The following is an 18,588-nucleotide window of genomic DNA, read 5'->3' on the forward strand; positions in this document are numbered from 1 at the left end:
AAGCCAGGGCCGGCAGGTGCAGATGGCGGGTTTTTGCACGATCTTCAGGGATCTTTATCTGTTCGGGACTTGAGCACTTGCGCTGAGCGGCGTATACTACGCCACCTTTGAGAATCTCGGGTTTGGCGTTTGGGCCAGCTTAGCGGGTTCACATGGAACTCGCCTGGCGGGCTATGAGCCTGACGAGGCGGCCAAGACCTAGTTTTTAAAGCTCGAGCTGATTTGATTTTTGGAGAATAGACATGTCACGAGTCTGCCAGGTAACTGGAAAGCGTCCGGTGACCGGTAACAACCGTTCCCACGCAATGAACGCGACGAAACGCCGTTTCCTTCCGAACCTGCACTCACACCGTTTTTGGGTTGAGAGCGAGAAGCGCTTCGTTACTCTTCGTGTATCTGCTAAAGGTATGCGTGTTATTGATAAAAAGGGCATCGATACGGTTCTGGCCGAAATCCGCGCCCGTGGTGAGAAGTACTAAGGAACTGAATCATGGCTAAAGGTATTCGTGAGAAGATCAAGCTGGTTTCCTCTGCTGGTACAGGTCACTTCTATACCACCACGAAGAACAAACGTACTAAACCTGAGAAGCTGGAACTGAAAAAGTTCGATCCGGTTGTACGTCAGCACGTGATCTACAAAGAAGCCAAAATTAAATAATTTTGGTGTTCTGTGAAAAACCCGGCTTCGGCCGGGTTTTTTGTTTTTGCCGCTTTTTGAGGAGAGAACATGCCGGAATTACCCGAGGTCGAAACCAGCCGACGCGGCATAGAACCGCATCTGGTGGGCGAAAAAATTTTACATGCGGTGGTGCGCAATGGCCGCCTGCGCTGGCCGGTGTCGCAGGAGATCCATGCGCTCAGCGACCAGCCGGTGCTGAGCGTGCAGCGCCGCGCCAAATATCTGCTGCTGGAGCTGCCGCACGGCTGGATCATTATCCACCTCGGCATGTCCGGCAGCCTGCGCGTGCTGCCGGAAGAGCAGCCCGCCGCGAAGCATGACCATGTTGATTTGGTGATGAGCAACGGCAAAGTGCTGCGCTACACCGATCCGCGCCGCTTCGGCGCCTGGCTGTGGAGCACCGATCCCGAAGGCAGCAACGTGCTGGCGCACCTGGGACCTGAACCGCTCGGCGACGCCTTTAGCGGCGACTATCTGTATGAGAAGTCGCGCGGCAAGCGCACAGCGGTCAAACAGTGGCTGATGGACAACAAGGTGGTGGTCGGCGTCGGCAATATCTACGCCAGCGAATCGCTGTTCACGGCGGGGATCCTGCCCGATCGTCCGGCGATGAGCCTGAGTGATGAAGAGGCGCAGCGTCTGGCCGCGACCATTAAAGCGGTGCTGCTGCGTTCGATAGAGCAGGGCGGCACCACGCTGCGCGACTTTTTACAGAGCGACGGCAAGCCCGGCTATTTCGCTCAGGAGCTGCAGGTTTACGGCCGCGCCGGCGAACCCTGTCGCGCCTGCGGCACGCCCATCGTCAGCGGCAAGCACGGGCAGCGCAGCACCTTCTGGTGCCCTAACTGCCAGCGTTAATCAGGCCAGCTTCGCCAGCAGCGCCTGCAGCACGTGCGGCGGCAGAAAGGCACTGACGTCGCCGCCGTGACGCGCCACCTCTTTGACCAGCGAAGAAGAGACGAAAGAGAAGCCCTCGGTCGGCATCAGAAACACGCTCTCCAGCGTCGGCAGCAGATGGCGGTTCATATGGGCGAGCTGCATCTCATACTCGAAGTCGGAAACCGCGCGCAGGCCGCGCACCAGCACGTTGGCCTGCTGCGCCCGGGCGAAGTTCGCCATCAAATCACTAAATCCCGCCACCTCGACGTTCGGCAGATGCGCCACCATGTTTTGCGCCAGTTCGACGCGCTCGTCCAGGCTAAACATCGGCTTCTTGCTCGGGCTGGCGGCGACCGCCAGCACCACCCGATCGAACATCCGCGCGGCGCGCGTCACGATATCGAGATGGCCGAGCGTAACGGGATCGAAGGTTCCGGGATAAATCGCTTTGGTGCTCATAGACGGCCTTTGTCTGCGGCATGATTCAGCGCCCACAGCGCGGAATATTTGTTGAAGGTGTACTGCGCGTTGACCACGGCCAGAATCCAGCCCTGTTTGCCGTCGAGAAAGCCTGCGCGCAGCAAAAGCGTTTTCAGAAAGGCGCCCAGCGTATGGGAAAAAACAGAGAAGAGGCCGCAGCGCTTGCCGCGCTGATGGCGCTCCTGCGCCCAGGCGGCGGCGTAGGCCAGCTGCTTCTGCTGGAAAACGATCAGGTCACGGCAGGTGAGATGTTGCAGGTCGCCCTGCAGCCGTACCACCGGCGCGCCCTGCGTTTCCAGCGACTCGTGCACCAGGTTGTCGTTATAGCTCAGCGCGCGCGGATAGAGGCGCATAACGCGATCCGGGTACCAGCCGCTGTGACGCATAAAGCGGCCGAGAAAGAGGTTGCTGCGGTTCAGACTGTAGACGGTACCGGAAGGCGGCTGCGTCAGTACCGCTTCAATGCTGGCGCGCAGCGTCGGCGTCACGCGCTCGTCGGCATCGATCATCAGAATCATCTCGCCGCTGGCGTAGCGCTGCGCGCGCTGGCGCTGTTTGCCGAATCCGGCCCACGCCTCGGCGCGATAGACTTTAGCGCCAGCCTGGCGCGCAATCTCGGCGGTCTCGTCGCTGCTGCCGGAATCCAGCAGGATAATCTCGTCCGCCCAGCTGACGGAGGCGAGACAATCGGGCAGCAGTGTCGCTTCGTTTTTGGCGATCATCACTACGGAAAGGCGTTGGCGAGCGGTCATCAGTGGGCCCGCGGCGGTAAATGGGGTTCAAGCAACTGCAGCAAACGCTGCAGCGCGCCCTGATTCTGATGCAGCACTTCGACCGCATGACGGCCGTAATAAAGACGGTAATCTTCATCCTGCAGCAGATTGGTCACCTCTTTCTCCAGCGATATCACGTCGGTCACGGTAATCAGGCCCTGCGCCTGCTGTAACCTGGCGCAGATGTCTTTAAAGTTCCAGATATGCGGACCCATCAGCACCGGAATGGCGTGGGCGGCAGGCTCCAGCGGATTGTGTCCGCCGCGCTCTACCAGGCTGCCGCCGACGAAAGCGAGGTCGGCGATGCCATAAAGCAGCATCAGCTCGCCCATGGTGTCACCGATCACCACCTGGGTCGAACCGGAAGGAATTTCGCCGCTGCTGCGCAGGATAAAGCTGAAGTTGCGTTTCTGCGTCAGGTTGCGCGCATCGGTGAAACGCTCCGGATGGCGAGGCACCAGAATCAACAGCAGATCGGGAAAGGTTTGCAGCAGGCGACGATGGGCGTCCAGCACGATCGCCTCTTCCCCTTCGTGAGTGCTGGTGGCGATCCAGACCGGACGGCGCGGCGCCCACTGACGACGCAGCGTTATCGCTCTGGCGGCCAGTTCGGGCGTTACGGAAATATCGAATTTCAGGCTGCCTGTCACCGCCAGCTGCGAGCGTTTCAGCCCCAGCGCAAGAAAGCGGTCGGCATCTTCCGTATTCTGCGCGGCAATCAGAGTAATGCGCTGCAGCAGGTCGCGCATAAAGCCGCCCAGCTTGCGATAGCCTTTAGCGGAACGCTCCGACAGGCGCGCATTGGCGATGACCAGCGGGATCTGACGCTGATGCAGGATGCGGATAATATTGGGCCACAGCTCGGTTTCCATGATGATTACCAGCCGCGGATTGACCGTGTCGAGAAAACGGTTGATGGCGCCAGGCAGATCGTAAGGCAGATAAACGTGATGCACATCTTTGCCGAACGCCGACTGCGCGCGCTCAGAGCCGGTCGGCGTCATGGTGGTCACGGTAATCGGCAAGGTCGGATAGCGATGACGCAGCGCGCGCACCAGGGGAACCGCAGCCAGGGTTTCGCCGACGGAGACCGAATGCAGCACGATACCGTCCGGCTCCACTTTTCCCATGCAGTAGCCGTAGCGCTCTGCCCAGCGTTTACGGTACGCCGGCGCTTTACGGCCGCGCAGCCAGAGGCGCAGCCAGATGAGCGGCTGGATGAGGTAGAGCAGAACGGTATAGAGGGTTGTCATAGTTATCGTTTCGACAGCCTGGCAGAAAAAATTTCACATAAATCAATCTATGTTACCAGAAAGCCCAGATACGCTCACCACTTTGTCAGCGTCGCAGCAGGACCTGCTGATAAAGGGAAGTCAGCGACTGCGCCAGACGCTGAGGGCCGTAAGGCTCGATTCTGCGCCTTGCGGCTTCGCCTAAACGCGAATCAACCGAAAGCGCGGGTATCGACATAATAGCCTGGTTTAATTCCTTGATATCTAAAGCATCGCAAACGAAGCCTTCCTGACCAGCGGTAATAAATTCTGCGCCGCCGCAGCCGGTGCTGGTGATTACCGGTAAGCCGCAGGCCATCGCCTCCAGCACGACATTCGGAAAGGGATCGTAGAGCGTCGGCAGCAGCAGGCCGTCGGCGGCGTGGTAGAAGGGCTGCACATCCTGCTGCACGCCGACGAACCGCAGCCTGTCGAGGCAGTTCAGCTGATTGGCGAGCTGCTGATAGCGTGACAGCTGCTTGTCCTGGCCGACCACAATCAGATAGCGGTCGCTGTTCGCCAGCGCTTCGATCGCCGCCTTTAATCCTTTACGCTCGAAGCCGGAGCCGACGTAGATGAGCACCGTCGCGTTCTCCGGCAGCTGCAGCTGCTGACGCGTCGCACGGCGGCTCGCCTCGCTGGCGGGCTGAAAGCGCTGAGCGTCGATTGCGTTATGGATAACGTGGATTTTCTCCGCACTCAGCGAAAAACAGCGCAGGATGTCGCGCTTCACCATCTCTGAGTTGCAGATGACCGCCTTCAGGGACGCGGCGTTGAACATTTCCGCTTCCGCCCGCAGCACGTAGCGATGATAGGGACTCAGGGCGGCGCTGATGCGCTGCCACGGCGAGACGATGCGCGCCCGCTGCTCCAGCCAGACGCGATGCACGCCATCGCCGGCGCGAAAAATATCGCAGCCCGCGATGCGCTCGTGGCTCTGGACAATATCGAACCGCTCTTTTTCCCAGCAGGCGCGCGCCGCGCGCGCAAAACCGCGCTCGCGCGAAATCCGTCCCAGCTTCGGCGGATTGCAGATGTGCAGATGCCAGTCGGGATTCGGCGTTCCCTGCCAGCTGCGCGTGATGATATTGAGATCCAGCTGCTCGCTGCCAAGCGCTTCCAGCGCGCGCGAGATAAAGCGTTCGGCGCCGCCGTCGGGGCGATACTTCTGTCGGACGATCGCCAGGCGTAATTTAGTCATGGAGAAAATCCCTTGCGGCTTCGACTACATCGTCGACCGGAATAGTGCTGAGATAGCGCTCGCGGGTGTTGGTATCGATGGCGTCGGGATTGGGCAGCGGGCCGTAATCGCCGGCCCAGATAACGCGATTATGATCGCCCCATGGCCGCCAGAACTGCAGCTTGGTCGGCCCGAACAGCGCGATGCAGGGCGTGTCGAGCGCGGCGGCCATATGCATCGGCGCGGAGTCGACGCCGATAAAGAGTCGTGCGCGATCGATCAGCGCCGCCAGCTGCGGCAGCGTGAGCTGGCCCGCCAGCGTCACCAGATGCGGCGTCGTGCAGAGCGCCTGGATGCGCGCGATCATCGCCATCTCATGCTTGTCGGGCGCGGCGGTCAATACCACTTTGCGGTTCGCCTGCGCCAGCTGGTCGATGGTCGCGGCGACCTTCTCCTCTTCCCAGCACTTAAAATTCCAGCGAGAGGTAGGCTGAAAGACGATGAACGCCGAGTCGACGCCCTGTTCAGCCAGCAGCGCATCGACTTTTTGTCCGTCGACGGCGCTGTAGTGCATAGAGGCGCGCGCGCCCTGCGGCGAGATGCCGAGCGGCGTCAGCGCCGTCATATTCTGCTCTACCGTATGCAGCTGATTATGGTTGCTGGTCGGCACCAGACAGTTGTGGCAGCGCCGCCAGAAGGCGTTATTGCGCTTATTGAATGCGAAGCCGATACGCAGCGGCGCGCCGCTAACCAGGGTAATCAGCGCGCTGCGCCACTGATCGGCGAGATTGATAACGATATCGTAATGGCTGGCGCGCACGGCGGCGAGCAGGTCGCGCTCGTGGCGCAGTTTGCGCCAGCTTCCTTCCTGCTTCCACTTGCGGTCGATAACGTGCAGCTGGCGAATCGCCGGATGCGCCTCCAGCATCGGCCGCGTCTCTTTGTAGAGCAGCACGTCGATATTGGCCTGCGGATAGCGCTGGCGCAGCGCGTTGATAACCGGCGTGGTAAGCAGCATATCGCCGTGGTGGCGCAGCTTGATTAGCAAAATATTGTGTGGGGTAACGTCTGCGTGAGTCGGGTTTGCCATACACAAATGCTCTTAATTTTCAGTGAGGCGATTGTAGGGCAAACCCTTCGGAGGGGAAACCTGCGGCGGCGGTTATTTGTCTCGCCAGCGCCAGAGGCGAGTCAGCCACAGCAGCAGCTGATACCACTGTTTAACGCCACGCGCGTTGCGCAGCATACGCAGATGCGTCTTGCTGGCGAAAATATCCTGGATAATCGCCTGTTTCGCGGCCGGGTCGGGCTCGCGGCGCACGCAGTGGCAGACGCTCAACGCTTCGTGAGTAATCTGCGCATGAAAAGCCGGATAGATGGTCACGCTCTCTCTATAGCGCGCGTTGATCTCCTCCAGCATGCGGGCGATCTTCAGGTAGTGGCGCTGATACTCCACGTTGCGCTGGCCGGTACGCTTGCGGTTGCTGATCGAGGCGTCGTGCATGTAGTAGCGATAGAGCACCTGTTCGGTATAGCGCACGCGCCGCGCGTTAAACATAAATTCGGTGGTCCAGGGAATATCCTGATGATGCAAACCGGGTTCGAACCAGAGCTGCTTCTGCTCGATCAGCGACCGGCGGTAGATGCCCAGCCAGACCACATGCAGGTAACGCCGGGTTTTCAGCGCGGTATTCAGCCAGGCGGCGCCGTCCAGCACCGGCGTGCTGCGCAGGCGCTCCAGCGGGATCATCGGCCTGGTGCGCTGGTCGCGCTGGAAAAACCATTCGGCGTTGCACTGCGCGGCGTCGAGATCGTCCTGTTCCGCCATCTCTACCAGCGTTTTATACATCTCGGGCCGCATGGTGTCGTCTGAATCGGGAAAGGTGACGTACTTGCCGCGCGCGACGCGCAGTCCGGCATTGCGCGCGCGTGATACGCCGCCGTTTTCCTGATGAATAACCCTGATATGGGGATGCTGCGCCGCCCAGGCGTCGGCGCGCGCGCCGGAATCGTCGGTAGAGCCGTCGTCGACGATAATGATTTCCAGCGAGGTCAGAGTCTGCGCCAGCAGCGACTGCATAAAGGCATCGAACATCTCGCCTGCGTTGTACATGGGAGAGATGATACTGAGCAGCGGTGAAGTAGGAGTTGAATGCATAAGCTCTATTTTTTTAGTTTGTGCTTTCGGTAATTCTGACGACATCCTTTAACGTCGGTCGTACCCGCTTCGATGCGAGGTAAAAATTGCCTGACTAATTATGGGGGCTAATAAGATTTTTGTGACGCATTTCATGCGGTTATCGCATCTTACTGCGCCGTGTCAGGCTGGCGTTAGCTTAGCCTGACGCTAGCCTGCATACTAGTCGCAGCGATTTTGCATAAAGCTGGCGTGATATTCCGTCAGCGTGCGCCCCTGAAAGCGCGGACCGACCCAGCTGAATAGCGCCTCCAGATCCGCATACAGCCGCTCGATATCCTGTTCGTTTTTAAACGTCGGGCTGCCGTCCGGCATAAATTCTGAGGAGTGCAACATAAACTCCACATAATCCTGGCCCTCCGCCAGCGATTGTTCAATCACCCGCTTCATGCTTGCCACATTGCCGCCGGAAGGGCGCAGCCAGTAAACCGCAGGGCTACGCTGCTTGCCGCGCAGCTTATAGATACCCTGTTTAAAGGCGCTCATCAGAGGAGAATATTTATACTGGATGCTCATCGGCACTTCCAGCAGCGGCGAATCACCGGGACGAGAAATATTACTGGGATCGATAAAATAGGCGCAGCGCGGAAAATGAGTGTAATCCGTGCCGCCGTTGCCCTGCGGCGCGCCGCGATTGAAACGCCAGTTTACGCGCGGCGTAACAGAGCAGTCTACCAGATAGCCCAGTTCCGTGAGCGCCGCTGCGTAGCGTTCGTCGAACGCCCAGCGGCCTGCGCGATGGCTGCGCATTTTGGTCTGAAACGTCTCCTCCAGCAACTGCGTCATAAAAGCGACTTTCGCGCGCAGCACATCATCAGGATATTCAATCAGGTAAGGCTGCCAGCGCCAGTCGTCGTCTGTCAATGGCGCTTCTGGCGGGCTGTTCCAGGCGTGTAGATGCATGCCGACTTCGCCTTGGTTGCGCACAATCACGTCGCGCGCGAATTCGACGTAGGCTGGATCGGTCGCCATTTCATAGTTGGTTAACCAAGTTGGCTTCAAGCCAAAACGTTCGCACAGAGACTGAAAGCGCGGCAGAAAAGCCGTATTGCGCGTGGTGATGATGCGATGGTTGCGCCAGAGATTATCACCTTCAGTATCGATGGTAATAATGAATGATGGCTGTTTCATAGTGTCTTCCCGAACGCCCTGAAAAGGCGCAATAGTACGCCGGGCCGTTAGTCCGCGCAAAGGCTTGTGTCACGCATTTACTGCTTGTCAGCGCTTCCGTACTATAGCTGAGCACAGAGAGTCCTGATGGCGGACTTTTCTCTTTTTCAATAAGGAAATACTTTGTCGAAACGTATCCTGATGGTGATCGACGGCCTGCCCGGCGGCGGCGCAGAAAAAGTAGTCATAACGCTGGTCGCGGGATTGCTTGCCGCTGGACACCGGGTGTCTCTCTTTTCACTGCGTAAGGTGTGCGAATATGTGTTGCCGACGGGCGTAGACTATCAGGTTATCGAAGATCGCTGTCGTCAGCCTTGGCGTAAGCTGACGGAGCTGGCGCGTCGAGCGCGTCAGCTGGAAAAGGCGGTAGCGGAGGCTGAGTGCGCTGGCGGCCCGTTCGATCTCGTCGTCTCGCATCTGCATAAGACCGACCGCATCGTCAGGCGTTGCACCGCGCTAAAGGCGGAAAAAACCTGGTTCTGTCTGCATGGCGTGTTTTCCGCTTCTTATCTGGGGCATCGTCGCGGATGGTCGCGCTGGCTTAAAGCGTGCAAAATCCAGAAGGTCTATCAGCAGCGTAACGTGATAGGCGTTTCCGCTTATGCGTTGGATGATTTAAAACGCACTTTTAACGTCAGCCCACGACGTGAGGCGGTGATCGCCAATCCTTTCGATATCGCCGCCATACGCTCACTGGCGCAGGCACCGCTGACGCCGCCCGCCCGCGAGTTTATTTTGCACGTAGGCCGCTTTCACGAAACTAAACGCCACGATCGTTTACTACAGGCCTATGCGCTTACCGATCTTGCGATGCCGCTGGTGCTACTAGGCAAGGGAAGCGCGGAAAAAACGGCTGCTCTGCAGGCGCAGGCGGCAGCGCTGGGTATTGACCAGCGCGTGATATTTCAGGGCTTCGCCGACAATCCTTACGCCTGGATGGCGCGTGCCAGTTTGCTGGTGGTCAGTTCGGATAGCGAAGGTTTCGGCAATGTGCTGATAGAGTCGATGCTGTGTGGCACGCCGGTGGTCAGTACGCGCTGTCCGGGCGGTCCGGAGTCGCTATTGCAGGGCGAACTGGCGCGCGGACTGGCCGATCTTAATCCCGTTTCCCTGGCGAATGCGATGCTGGAGATTTACCGACAGCCACCGGACTTAACGCAGATCGACTTTTCGGCGTTTGCTACGCCTGCTATCTGCGAGCAGTATCTGGCGCTAATCGCGAAAGAGTGATTGTGATAGGCGGATGGGCTGGGGCAGATGCGCAATGCGTCCCAGCCCATTTGTAAGCTAATCCCAGCTCAGCACCACTTTTCCTGAACGTCCGGAGCGCATCTCATCGAAGCCCTGCTGGAAGTCGTCGATAGCGTAGCGGTGCGTGATGATGGGCGTCAGATCGAGCCCTGACTGAATCAGCGCCGCCATCTTGTACCAGGTTTCAAACATCTCGCGGCCGTAGATGCCCTTAATAAACAGCCCTTTGAAGATCACCTGATTCCAGTCGATCGCCATCTCGCCCGGCGGAATACCCAGCAGCGCAATACGCCCGCCGTGGTTCATTACCTCCAGCAGGGTACGAAACGCCGGCGGCGCGCCGGACATCTCCAGCCCTACGTCGAACCCTTCCGTCATTCCCAGCTCGCGCATCACCGCGCGCAGATCTTCATGCGCCACGTTGACCGCGCGCGTCACGCCCATGGTGCGCGCCAGCTCAAGGCGATAGTCGTTGATGTCGGTGATCACCACATTGCGCGCGCCGACATGTTTGCACACCGCCGCCGCCATAATGCCGATAGGGCCGGCGCCGGAGATCAGCACATCTTCGCCCACCAGATCGAACGACAGCGCGGTATGCACCGCATTGCCGAAGGGATCGAAAATCGCGGCCAGCTCGTCGGAAATGTTGTCGGGAATGCGGAAGGCGTTGAAGGCGGGGAGCACCAGATACTCGGCAAAGCAGCCCTGCCGGTTGACGCCGACGCCAATGGTATTGCGGCACAGATGGGTGCGGCCGGCGCGACAGTTGCGGCAGTGCCCGCAGGTAATATGCCCTTCGCCGGAGACGCGATCGCCGATGCTGAAGCCGCGCACCTCCTGGCCGATGGCGACGACTTCGCCGACATACTCATGCCCGACGATCATCGGCACCGGAATGGTTTTGCGCGACCAGTCATCCCAGTTGTAGATATGGATATCGGTACCGCAGATGGCGGTTTTACGGATCTTGATCAGCAAATCGTTATGGCCCGGCTCCGGGATCGGCGCATCGGTCACCATCCAGATGCCTTCCTGCGCGTGAAGTTTGGCTAACGCTTTCATACAGAGCTCCTCAGGCAATGACGCCAAGCTGTTGTCCAATGCGGGTAAAGGCCTCGACCGCGCGCTCCAGCTGCTGCTGGGTATGCGCCGCCGAAATCTGCGTGCGGATACGCGCCTGGCCGCGCGGTACCACCGGGTAGAAAAAGCCGGTAACGTAAATGCCCTCTTGCTGCAGCAAACGGGCGAACTCTTGCGCCACGCTCGCTTCGCCCAGCATCACGGGAATAATGGCGTGATCGGCGCCCGCCAGGGTAAAACCAGCCGCTGTCATCTTTTCGCGGAAGAAACGGGCGTTGTCCCACAGGCGCTGCCGCAGACCGTCGCCCTCGCTCAACAGATCAAGCACGCGGATCGAGGCGGCAACGATCGCCGGCGCCAGCGAATTAGAAAAGAGATAGGGACGCGAGCGCTGGCGCAGCCATTCGACGACCTCGGCGCGAGCGGCGGTATAGCCGCCGGAAGCGCCGCCCAGCGCCTTGCCCAGCGTGCCGGTAATAATGTCGACGCGATCCATGACGTCGCAATATTCATGCGTGCCGCGACCGGCCGCGCCGACAAAGCCCACCGCATGGGAGTCATCTACCATCACCAGCGCATTGAACTCGTCGGCGAGATCGCAGATGCCGCGCAGGTTGGCGATCACTCCGTCCATAGAAAAGACGCCGTCGGTGGCGATAAGAATATGGCGCGCGCCTTTCTGCCGCGCCTCGACCAGACAGGCGCGCAGCGCCTGCATATCGTTATTGGCGTAGCGATAGCGCTGCGCCTTACAGAGCCGTACGCCGTCGATAATCGAGGCGTGATTGAGCGCGTCGGAAATAATCGCGTCTTCCGCGTCGAGCAGCGTTTCAAACAGGCCGCCGTTGGCGTCGAAGCAGGAGGAATAGAGAATGGCATCCTCCATGCCGAGAAACGCCGCCAGCTTTTTCTCCAGCTGCTTATGCGTCTCCTGCGTGCCGCAGATAAAGCGCACCGATGCCATGCCGAAACCGTGCGTTTCCATGCCCTCTTTCGCCGCCTGAATCAGCGCCGGATGGTTTGCCAAGCCTAAGTAATTATTAGCGCAGAAGTTAATGACCTGCTGCGCGCCCACCTCAATATCGGTTTGCTGCGCGGAGGTAATAATGCGCTCCTGCTTAAACAGCCCTTCCCGGTGCGCCGTATCCAGCTGCTGGCGGATCTGCTGATAAAATTGCGCTGTCATCATTGTTCTCCTCAGATGGCATAAATTCGGCACATCTTACTGAAGAAGAAGGGTGCTAACGATAAATCCACCAGGAGAATGTTAATTTTGCAGCATAGTTCACGTCAGAGAGGGGGGAGGCGACGGCGTGTCGGAGTCATCTGGCTGTCTGCTCCGTGATGAAATGTTATGATGTGAGACATTAGCGCGTGAAACCGCCTGTTTCATGCCCCAACGTTTAAAGGTAGAGCACATGATTATCGTCACTGGCGGCGCAGGAATGATTGGCAGCAATATCGTCAAGGCGCTCAACGATCGCGGCATCAGCGATATTCTGGTCGTCGACAACCTGAAAGATGGCACCAAGTTCGTCAATCTGGCCGATCTCGATATCAGCGACTACATGGATAAAGAGGAGTTTCTCACCTATATCGCAGCGGGCGAGGATTTCGGTCCGATCGAGGCGGTATTCCATGAAGGCGCCTGCTCCGCGACCACGGAGTGGGACGGCAAGTACATGATGGACAATAACTATCAGTACTCGAAAGATCTGCTGCACTACTGCCTCGAGCGCGAAATTCCTTTCCTTTACGCCTCCTCCGCCGCCACCTACGGCGGCCGCAATGACAACTTTATCGAGAAGCGCGAATATGAGCAGCCGCTGAACGTCTACGGCTACTCTAAAATGCTGTTCGATCACTATGTGCGCCAGATCCTGCCGGAAGCGGATTCGCCGGTGTGCGGCTTCCGCTACTTCAACGTCTACGGCCCGCGCGAAGGCCACAAAGGCAGCATGGCGAGCGTGGCGTTTCATCTCAACACCCAGATCGCTAACGGCGAAAATCCTAAGCTGTTTGAAGGCAGCGAAGGCTTCCAGCGCGACTTTATCCACGTTGACGACGTGGTCGCGGTCAATCTGTGGTGCTGGGAAAACAAGATTTCTGGTATCTATAACTGCGGCACCGGTCGCGCCGAATCGTTCCAGGAAGTGGCGGACGCGGTGCTGAAATTCCATCAGAAAGGGCAAATTGAGTACATTCCCTTTCCGGAAAAACTCAAAGGCCGCTATCAGGCCTATACTCAGGCGGACCTCACCAGTCTGCGCGCGGCCGGCTATGACAAGCCGTTCAAAACCGTGGCGCAGGGCGTGGCCGAGTATATGGCCTGGCTGAACCGCAGCGCATAAGGAACGCGTACCCGCGATGAAAATTCTGGTTATTGGCCCATCGTGGGTCGGCGATATGATGATGTCGCAAAGCCTCTATCGCACCCTCAAAGCTCAACATCCGGACGCCGTGATTGACGTAATGGCGCCAGCATGGTGCCGTCCGCTGCTGTCGCGCATGCCGGAAGTGAGTCAGGCGCTGGCGATGCCGCTCGGACACGGCGCGCTGGCGCTCGGCGCGCGTCGACGCATCGGCAAATCGCTGCGCGCCAGCGGGTACGATCGCGCCTATGTGCTGCCGAATTCATTTAAATCTGCACTGGTGCCTTTTTTCGCCGGGATCAAACGTCGCATCGGCTGGCGCGGCGAGATGCGCTACGGCCTGCTGAACGATGTGCGCGTGCTGGACAAAGCGGCGTTTCCGCTGATGGTGGAGCGCTACATCGCGCTGGCCTGCGACGCGCCGGTCGCTTCGGCGCAGCAGCTGCCGCAGCCGCTGCTCTGGCCCCAGCTTCAGGTAGACGACCAGGAGAAAATCGAAACCTCCGCCCAGTTTCAGATCCCGGCGGAGCGGCCGCTGATCGGTTTTTGCCCGGGCGCGGAGTTTGGTCCGGCGAAGCGCTGGCCGCACTATCACTATGCCGCGCTGGCGCAGCAGCTGATTGCCGAAGGCAATCAGGTAGTGCTGTTTGGTTCGGCAAAAGATCGCGAGTGCGGCGAAGAGATTATCGCAGCGCTGCCCGCCGAAGCGCGCCGCTACTGCCGCAACCTGGCGGGCGAGACGCAGCTTGAGCAGGCGGTTATCCTGATTGCGCGCTGCGACGCCGTGGTCAGCAACGATTCGGGACTGATGCATATCGCCGCCGCGCTCAACCGGCCGCTGGTGGCGCTGTACGGTCCCAGCAGCCCCGATTTCACGCCGCCGCTTTCAAAGCAGGTGCGCATTATTCGCCTGATTACCGGCTACCATAAGGTGCGCAAAGGCGATGCCGTGCAGGGCTATCATCAGAGCCTGATCGACATCCCGCCGCAGCGCGTTTATCAGGAACTGAGCGAACTGCTGGCTCATCCGCAGGAGACGGCATGCACGTCCTGATCGTCAAAACATCGTCGATGGGCGATGTGCTTCATACCCTTCCCGCTTTAACCGACGCCATGCAGGCGATCCCTGGCATTCGCTTCGACTGGGTGGTGGAAGAGAATTTCGCCCAGATCCCCTCCTGGCATCCGGCGGTGGATAAAGTCTTGCCGGTCGCCATTCGCCGCTGGCGCAAACACTGGTTCGGCAGTCAGCAGCGCGAAGAGCGGGTGCGCTTCAAGCGCGATTTGCAGTCGCGCCAGTATGATGTGGTGATCGACGCGCAGGGCCTTATCAAAAGCGCCGCGCTGGTGACCCGTCTCGCCAGAGGCGTCAAGCATGGCCAGGATAGCCGCAGCGCGCGCGAACCCTTCGCCAGCTGGTGGTACGACCAACGCCATGAGATTGATAAAAAGCAGCATGCGGTAGAGCGCACGCGCGAGTTGTTCGCGAAGAGCCTCGGCTACGAGAAGCCGCAAACCCAGGGCGACTACGCCATTGCCGCGCACTTTCTGCGCGACGTGCCGCAGGATATCGCACCCTATCTGGTGTTTCTCCACGCCACAACGCGCGACAACAAGCACTGGCCGGAAAGCCACTGGCGCGAGCTGATCGGCCTGCTCCAGCCCTCGGGACTGCGTATCAAGCTGCCGTGGGGTGCCGAGCACGAGCATCAGCGCGCCCAGCGTCTGGCGGAAGGCTTCGACTATGTCGAGGTGCTGCCGAAGCTGACGCTGGAAGCGATAGCGCGCGAACTGGCGGGGGCGAAGGCGGTGGTGTCGGTAGATACCGGACTAAGCCATCTTACCGCGGCGCTCGATCGCCCCAACATTACGCTCTACGGCCCGACGGATCCGGGGTTGATTGGAGGATATGGGCAGAATCAGCAGGCCATCAAAGCCAGCAACGGCGATTTGGCATCGACCAGCGCCGAAGCAGTCTGGAACAGGCTTAGGGAACTACTTTGAATGGGATCGCTCTGGAAACAAATTTATCGCTATACCCATCCGCGCGATTATCGGCACAGTGAAAACCTATGGCCCCATGTGAAGATAGCGCGCGCGCCTGAGGGACACATCCGTTCGCTGGTCTGGAAAGGCCGCCAGATCGCGATTGAGGATTTAACGGCGCTGCGCGCTACGCATCGTGATACGCTGGCCATTGTCGCGACCGGGCCGTCGGTCAAAAGGCTCGATACGCAAAAGCTGGCGCAGTTTAGCGCGCTGGGCGTCAACGGCGCCTACCACCTGCGCGATCGTCTGGCTTTTCACTACTACGTTATTGTCGATCGCGACTTTGTAAAAAATAGGCAGGAAGTGGTGCGTCAGGTGGTTCAGGACCGCGATCTGCTGCTGTTTATCACTGTCCACTGTCTGCACGATATTTTAAACATGCTAGGCAGTGATGTTGTTAAATGCCGTCTCGCGATTATCGAAGATGTCAGACACAAGGTTTATCAACCCCTGGTGGAGCCGTCCGGTTACGCTGCGCAAAGCAGGCATCTTGCCGGACTGAGTCTTGATGCCGAAAGGCGTGACATCGGGTTTTGCCGCGATATCCGCTGCGGCGTGGTCGATGCGGGAACGGTTGCCTATTGGGCGCTGCAAATTGCGTACTATTTAGGCGCGCAGACCGTTCTGCTCGCCGGGGTCGATATGACTAATTTTTCAGCGCCGCGTTTTTATGAAAGCGAGGCGGACATTATGCCGAGCCAGCTCGAATCTCAATTTATGTCTTTGATTAAACCCTCATTTGCGCACTCCAGTCGAATAATGAAGGAGAAGAATATCGTGGTATATAATTTGTCACCAGACAGTGCTCTGGGCAGCGAAATTTTTGAGAAGGTATCTCTGAATGATCTCTGAGCATAATCGAAAACGCATCGTTACTGTCGCCTCCTGCTCTTTTATGGTATTTCTGTTTTTAATGCCGCTGTTTACGTCTCAGGGAAAAATTAATAATTTCTTCTATCTTTCGCTGATTTTAATGGTAGTGATTTTTCTGGTCGATCGGCAACGTTTGCAGCATTTTATTCAAGACGCAAAAACGCCGCTGGTGTTTATTTCTGCCTTCCTTTTTTACTTTAGCCTTAGCAATTTATGGAGCATTGGTGAAGGGACCTTCACCTCGGCGCTGAAACACAGTTTTTATATCCTGTTTTTTATCCTGATGGTTAATCATGTAGTTAAGAACTACGGGATAATCAGGCTACACTCGCTGATTTTCGCCGCCGTTTTCACGCTATTGATCCTGACCTTTATTTTCGTCGATAAAAGCACGCTGCTGACTGGCCGGCTGGAAAACGGCTTCTTTGGCGCGCCGAGCAACGTGATCGATTTGGGTGGCTATTTCGCTATCGGCATTATCAGCGCCTTTATTATCGCGCGCGAGTCGGGCAAACACTGGATTTACTTTCCCGCATCGCTGCTGTTTATCGGCCTGCTGCTAACGCAAAGCCGCGGCCCGCTGCTGGCGTTGATCGTTTCCTCTTTTCTACTGTTTGCCAAATATAAACATATTCATCTGCGGCATATTCTCTCGACCTTGGGTTGTATTGTGGTGATCAGCCTCTTTTTTTACTTTACCGGCTACGGCAGCGAATATTCGCAGCGACTGATTGACGCCTATCAGCAGAGCTATGTGCGCTTTGGCATCTGGCACCATACGCTGGAGCTGGTCGAGCAGAAGCCCTGCTTCGGCTGGGGATTCGATAAAACGCTATCTTTCAGAAATAGCTTGGGCGACATTGTCACCACCACGCACAGCGTCTATTTCTCGACGCTGCTCAAAGGCGGCGTCGTAGGGTTAGTCCTGCTGTCGGGCGTCATTATCTCAGGGCTGGGCTGCGCCTGGCGGCGTTTCCACGAGGAAATGGCGCTAGAGGCGATGCTTTACCTGTTTTCGCTGATGTTCTTTATTACGCAAGGCATGTTCGTTATCGGTTCACCCAGCGAAGCCTGGATGTTGTTTTGGCTGCCGCTGGCGGTTGCGATGGCCAGCCGTCGTGTCGCAGATTAATGTCCGGGCTGCGTAATTAAGCCCTTTATCAGCGACTGGATCTGAGCGAACACAGATTCAGCGCTGATCTTGCGCAGCGGCAACATCTTGTCATCGCCAGCCTCAGGCTCAATGCGCAGAATTTTATGCAGATGTGGATCCTGATAAGGACCCGTATGACGAGGATTCGCCCCGACGTATAAGCTGAGCGTTGGCGTGCGTGCGGTAATAGCAAGGTGCAGCGGACCAGTGTCGCCAGTAACCAACAGCGTAAACGTACCGATCTGCTGGATAAGCTCCGTCAGGCTGGTCTTGCCGATAAGCGAGGTCACCCTGGCGTGCAGCGTGCCAGGCAACAGCGCAAGAAAGTCGCGCGCCAGTCCGCTATCCTGACCGGCACCCGTCAGCACGATTTCCGTCTGCGGATCCGCAGCTAAAATAAGGGTCGCCAGCTCGGCGAAACGTTCAACCGGCCAACAGCGATCGGGCTTCGACGCTCCCATTTGAAAGCCGATGCGGCGCCTGTCTACGGGTTTCGGCGGCAAAGGTATCTCAAGTGGGAAGGTCATGCTGATATCCGTCGTATCGCAACCTAAATATGCCAGCGTATTGAGTTTACGCTGGATAATATGCGTATCTTCAAACCGAGAGTAGTGGTCCAGCCAGCGGTTGAGGTTGGTTGGATCCTGGGCGAAATTGTCGCGCACAATGTAAGTTGAGCCTGAAAGCTTAGCGCACAGCACATCGTAATAAATATTTGAGTGCAGGATAAAGGTGATTTCTGGTTTGAACGCCCACAGCTTTTTCAACAGGCGATGCATATTTTTTACTTTATTATCCCAAACTTCCACTTTGTCAAACCAGGGACTGCCGTTTACCAGCGCACTGTTCTTCTGGCTGGTAACGAATGCTATTTTCGCCTGCGGATAGCGTTTTCTGATCGCTTTGATTGCTGGCGTATTAAATAAAAGATCGCCTAGCGCCGTAGTTGAGTAAATAGCGATACGTTGGAATTCAAGATCCTTGCTCAGAACCGCTTTATTCCGGTGTCCGTTAAACAGCGAATATAAAGCGATAGCGGCATTAATAACAAATATCTTTTTTTTCGGTTTCATTGAGATTGAGCGTAGTGGTCTTTACAAAAAAATAGCAAGGAATCGCCTTTCGGGCGCCTGAAATTGCGCATCCATCATAGGGGATGCGCAACGGATAACAAGTCA

The 18,588-nt window shown here is 57.7% G+C and carries 19 protein-coding genes; 9 read left to right on the plus strand and 10 right to left on the minus strand.

Translation table 11 applies throughout. The annotated features are described in order from the left end of the window. Positions 1–242 precede the first annotated feature (242 nt). The 3 genes from rpmB to mutM all read left to right on the plus strand — a co-directional run bounded on the left by rpmB (position 243) and on the right by mutM (position 1,537). Positions 243–479 (plus strand): 50S ribosomal protein L28, encoded by a 237-nt coding sequence (rpmB, locus tag JS46_RS23590; protein ID WP_010616494.1) that lies wholly within the window; start codon positions 243–245, stop codon positions 477–479. Between the two features lie 11 nt (positions 480–490). After that, the gene (gene rpmG / locus JS46_RS18660; RefSeq protein WP_001051798.1) at positions 491–658 is read left to right on the plus strand and encodes a 50S ribosomal protein L33; all 168 of its coding nucleotides are present in this window, start codon (positions 491–493) and stop codon (positions 656–658) included. A 69-nt stretch (positions 659–727) separates the two neighbouring features. Further along, positions 728–1,537, plus strand: a complete 810-nt coding sequence (mutM, locus tag JS46_RS18665; protein WP_033754315.1) for a bifunctional DNA-formamidopyrimidine glycosylase/DNA-(apurinic or apyrimidinic site) lyase — start codon at positions 728–730, stop codon at positions 1,535–1,537. Here the strand turns inward: mutM and coaD are convergent, their stop codons facing one another. The 7 genes from coaD to JS46_RS18700 form a co-directional block, all read right to left on the minus strand. After that, positions 1,538–2,017 carry a pantetheine-phosphate adenylyltransferase gene (gene coaD / locus JS46_RS18670; protein WP_033754318.1) on the minus strand — a complete coding sequence of 160 codons (480 nt, stop codon included), beginning with the start codon at positions 2,015–2,017 and terminating at the stop codon, positions 1,538–1,540. Then, the gene (locus tag JS46_RS18675; protein WP_033754322.1) at positions 2,014–2,790 is read right to left on the minus strand and encodes a glycosyltransferase family 2 protein; all 777 of its coding nucleotides are present in this window, start codon (positions 2,788–2,790) and stop codon (positions 2,014–2,016) included. Before JS46_RS18675 ends, coaD begins: the two co-directional genes overlap by 4 nt. Then, on the minus strand, positions 2,790–4,064 hold the full coding sequence (waaA, locus tag JS46_RS18680; RefSeq protein WP_033754325.1) for a lipid IV(A) 3-deoxy-D-manno-octulosonic acid transferase: 1,275 nt from the start codon (positions 4,062–4,064) through the stop codon (positions 2,790–2,792). Before waaA ends, JS46_RS18675 begins: the two co-directional genes overlap by 1 nt. Positions 4,065–4,149: 85 nt before the next feature. After that, positions 4,150–5,283, minus strand: coding sequence for a glycosyltransferase family 4 protein (locus tag JS46_RS18685; RefSeq protein WP_033754328.1), 1,134 nt, complete (start codon positions 5,281–5,283; stop codon positions 4,150–4,152). Further along, the gene (gene rfaQ, locus JS46_RS18690) at positions 5,276–6,352 is read right to left on the minus strand and encodes a putative lipopolysaccharide heptosyltransferase III (RefSeq protein WP_033754331.1); all 1,077 of its coding nucleotides are present in this window, start codon (positions 6,350–6,352) and stop codon (positions 5,276–5,278) included. The genes JS46_RS18685 and rfaQ overlap by 8 nt, the downstream gene beginning before the upstream one ends. Before the next feature lie 72 nt (positions 6,353–6,424). Continuing rightward, the gene (locus tag JS46_RS18695) at positions 6,425–7,420 is read right to left on the minus strand and encodes a glycosyltransferase (RefSeq protein ID WP_072010463.1); all 996 of its coding nucleotides are present in this window, start codon (positions 7,418–7,420) and stop codon (positions 6,425–6,427) included. A gap of 201 nt (positions 7,421–7,621) precedes the next feature. Beyond that, positions 7,622–8,590 (minus strand): deacetylase, encoded by a 969-nt coding sequence (locus JS46_RS18700; protein WP_033754337.1) that lies wholly within the window; start codon positions 8,588–8,590, stop codon positions 7,622–7,624. Positions 8,591–8,770: 180 nt separating this feature from the next. On the opposite strand from JS46_RS18700, the gene JS46_RS18705 reads away from it, so the two are divergent. Then, complete coding sequence (locus JS46_RS18705) at positions 8,771–9,859, plus strand: glycosyltransferase (protein ID WP_033754684.1); 1,089 nt, start codon at positions 8,771–8,773, stop codon at positions 9,857–9,859. Between the two features lie 57 nt (positions 9,860–9,916). On the opposite strand, the gene tdh is transcribed toward JS46_RS18705, so the two are convergent. Further along, positions 9,917–10,945, minus strand: a complete 1,029-nt coding sequence (gene tdh / locus JS46_RS18710) for an L-threonine 3-dehydrogenase (protein WP_033754339.1) — start codon at positions 10,943–10,945, stop codon at positions 9,917–9,919. A 10-nt stretch (positions 10,946–10,955) separates the two neighbouring features. Next, entirely contained in the window at positions 10,956–12,149 is a 1,194-nt protein-coding gene (locus JS46_RS18715) for a glycine C-acetyltransferase (RefSeq protein ID WP_033754341.1), read from the minus strand. A gap of 232 nt (positions 12,150–12,381) precedes the next feature. On the opposite strand from JS46_RS18715, the gene rfaD reads away from it, so the two are divergent. From rfaD to JS46_RS18740, 5 genes are read left to right on the plus strand one after another with little or no spacing between them, the layout of a single operon-like run. Continuing rightward, positions 12,382–13,314, plus strand: a complete 933-nt coding sequence (gene rfaD, locus JS46_RS18720; protein WP_033754343.1) for an ADP-glyceromanno-heptose 6-epimerase — start codon at positions 12,382–12,384, stop codon at positions 13,312–13,314. A gap of 16 nt (positions 13,315–13,330) precedes the next feature. Continuing rightward, positions 13,331–14,389, plus strand: a complete 1,059-nt coding sequence (gene rfaF / locus JS46_RS18725; RefSeq protein WP_033754344.1) for an ADP-heptose--LPS heptosyltransferase RfaF — start codon at positions 13,331–13,333, stop codon at positions 14,387–14,389. After that, on the plus strand, positions 14,377–15,339 hold the full coding sequence (gene rfaC / locus JS46_RS18730; RefSeq protein WP_033754346.1) for a lipopolysaccharide heptosyltransferase RfaC: 963 nt from the start codon (positions 14,377–14,379) through the stop codon (positions 15,337–15,339). Before rfaF ends, rfaC begins: the two co-directional genes overlap by 13 nt. Continuing rightward, the gene (locus tag JS46_RS18735) at positions 15,340–16,236 is read left to right on the plus strand and encodes a hypothetical protein (protein ID WP_033754349.1); all 897 of its coding nucleotides are present in this window, start codon (positions 15,340–15,342) and stop codon (positions 16,234–16,236) included. Further along, positions 16,226–17,389, plus strand: a complete 1,164-nt coding sequence (locus JS46_RS18740; protein WP_033754352.1) for an O-antigen ligase — start codon at positions 16,226–16,228, stop codon at positions 17,387–17,389. Before JS46_RS18735 ends, JS46_RS18740 begins: the two co-directional genes overlap by 11 nt. On the opposite strand, the gene JS46_RS18745 is transcribed toward JS46_RS18740, so the two are convergent. Beyond that, positions 17,386–18,483, minus strand: coding sequence for a glycosyltransferase family 9 protein (locus tag JS46_RS18745; RefSeq protein WP_033754355.1), 1,098 nt, complete (start codon positions 18,481–18,483; stop codon positions 17,386–17,388). The genes JS46_RS18740 and JS46_RS18745 overlap by 4 nt on opposite strands. Between the last annotated feature and the right edge of the window lie 105 nt (positions 18,484–18,588).

Origin of the sequence: Pantoea sp. NGS-ED-1003, assembly GCF_000738765.1 — a bacterium.
Taxonomy (GTDB): domain Bacteria; phylum Pseudomonadota; class Gammaproteobacteria; order Enterobacterales; family Enterobacteriaceae; genus Pantoea; species Pantoea septica.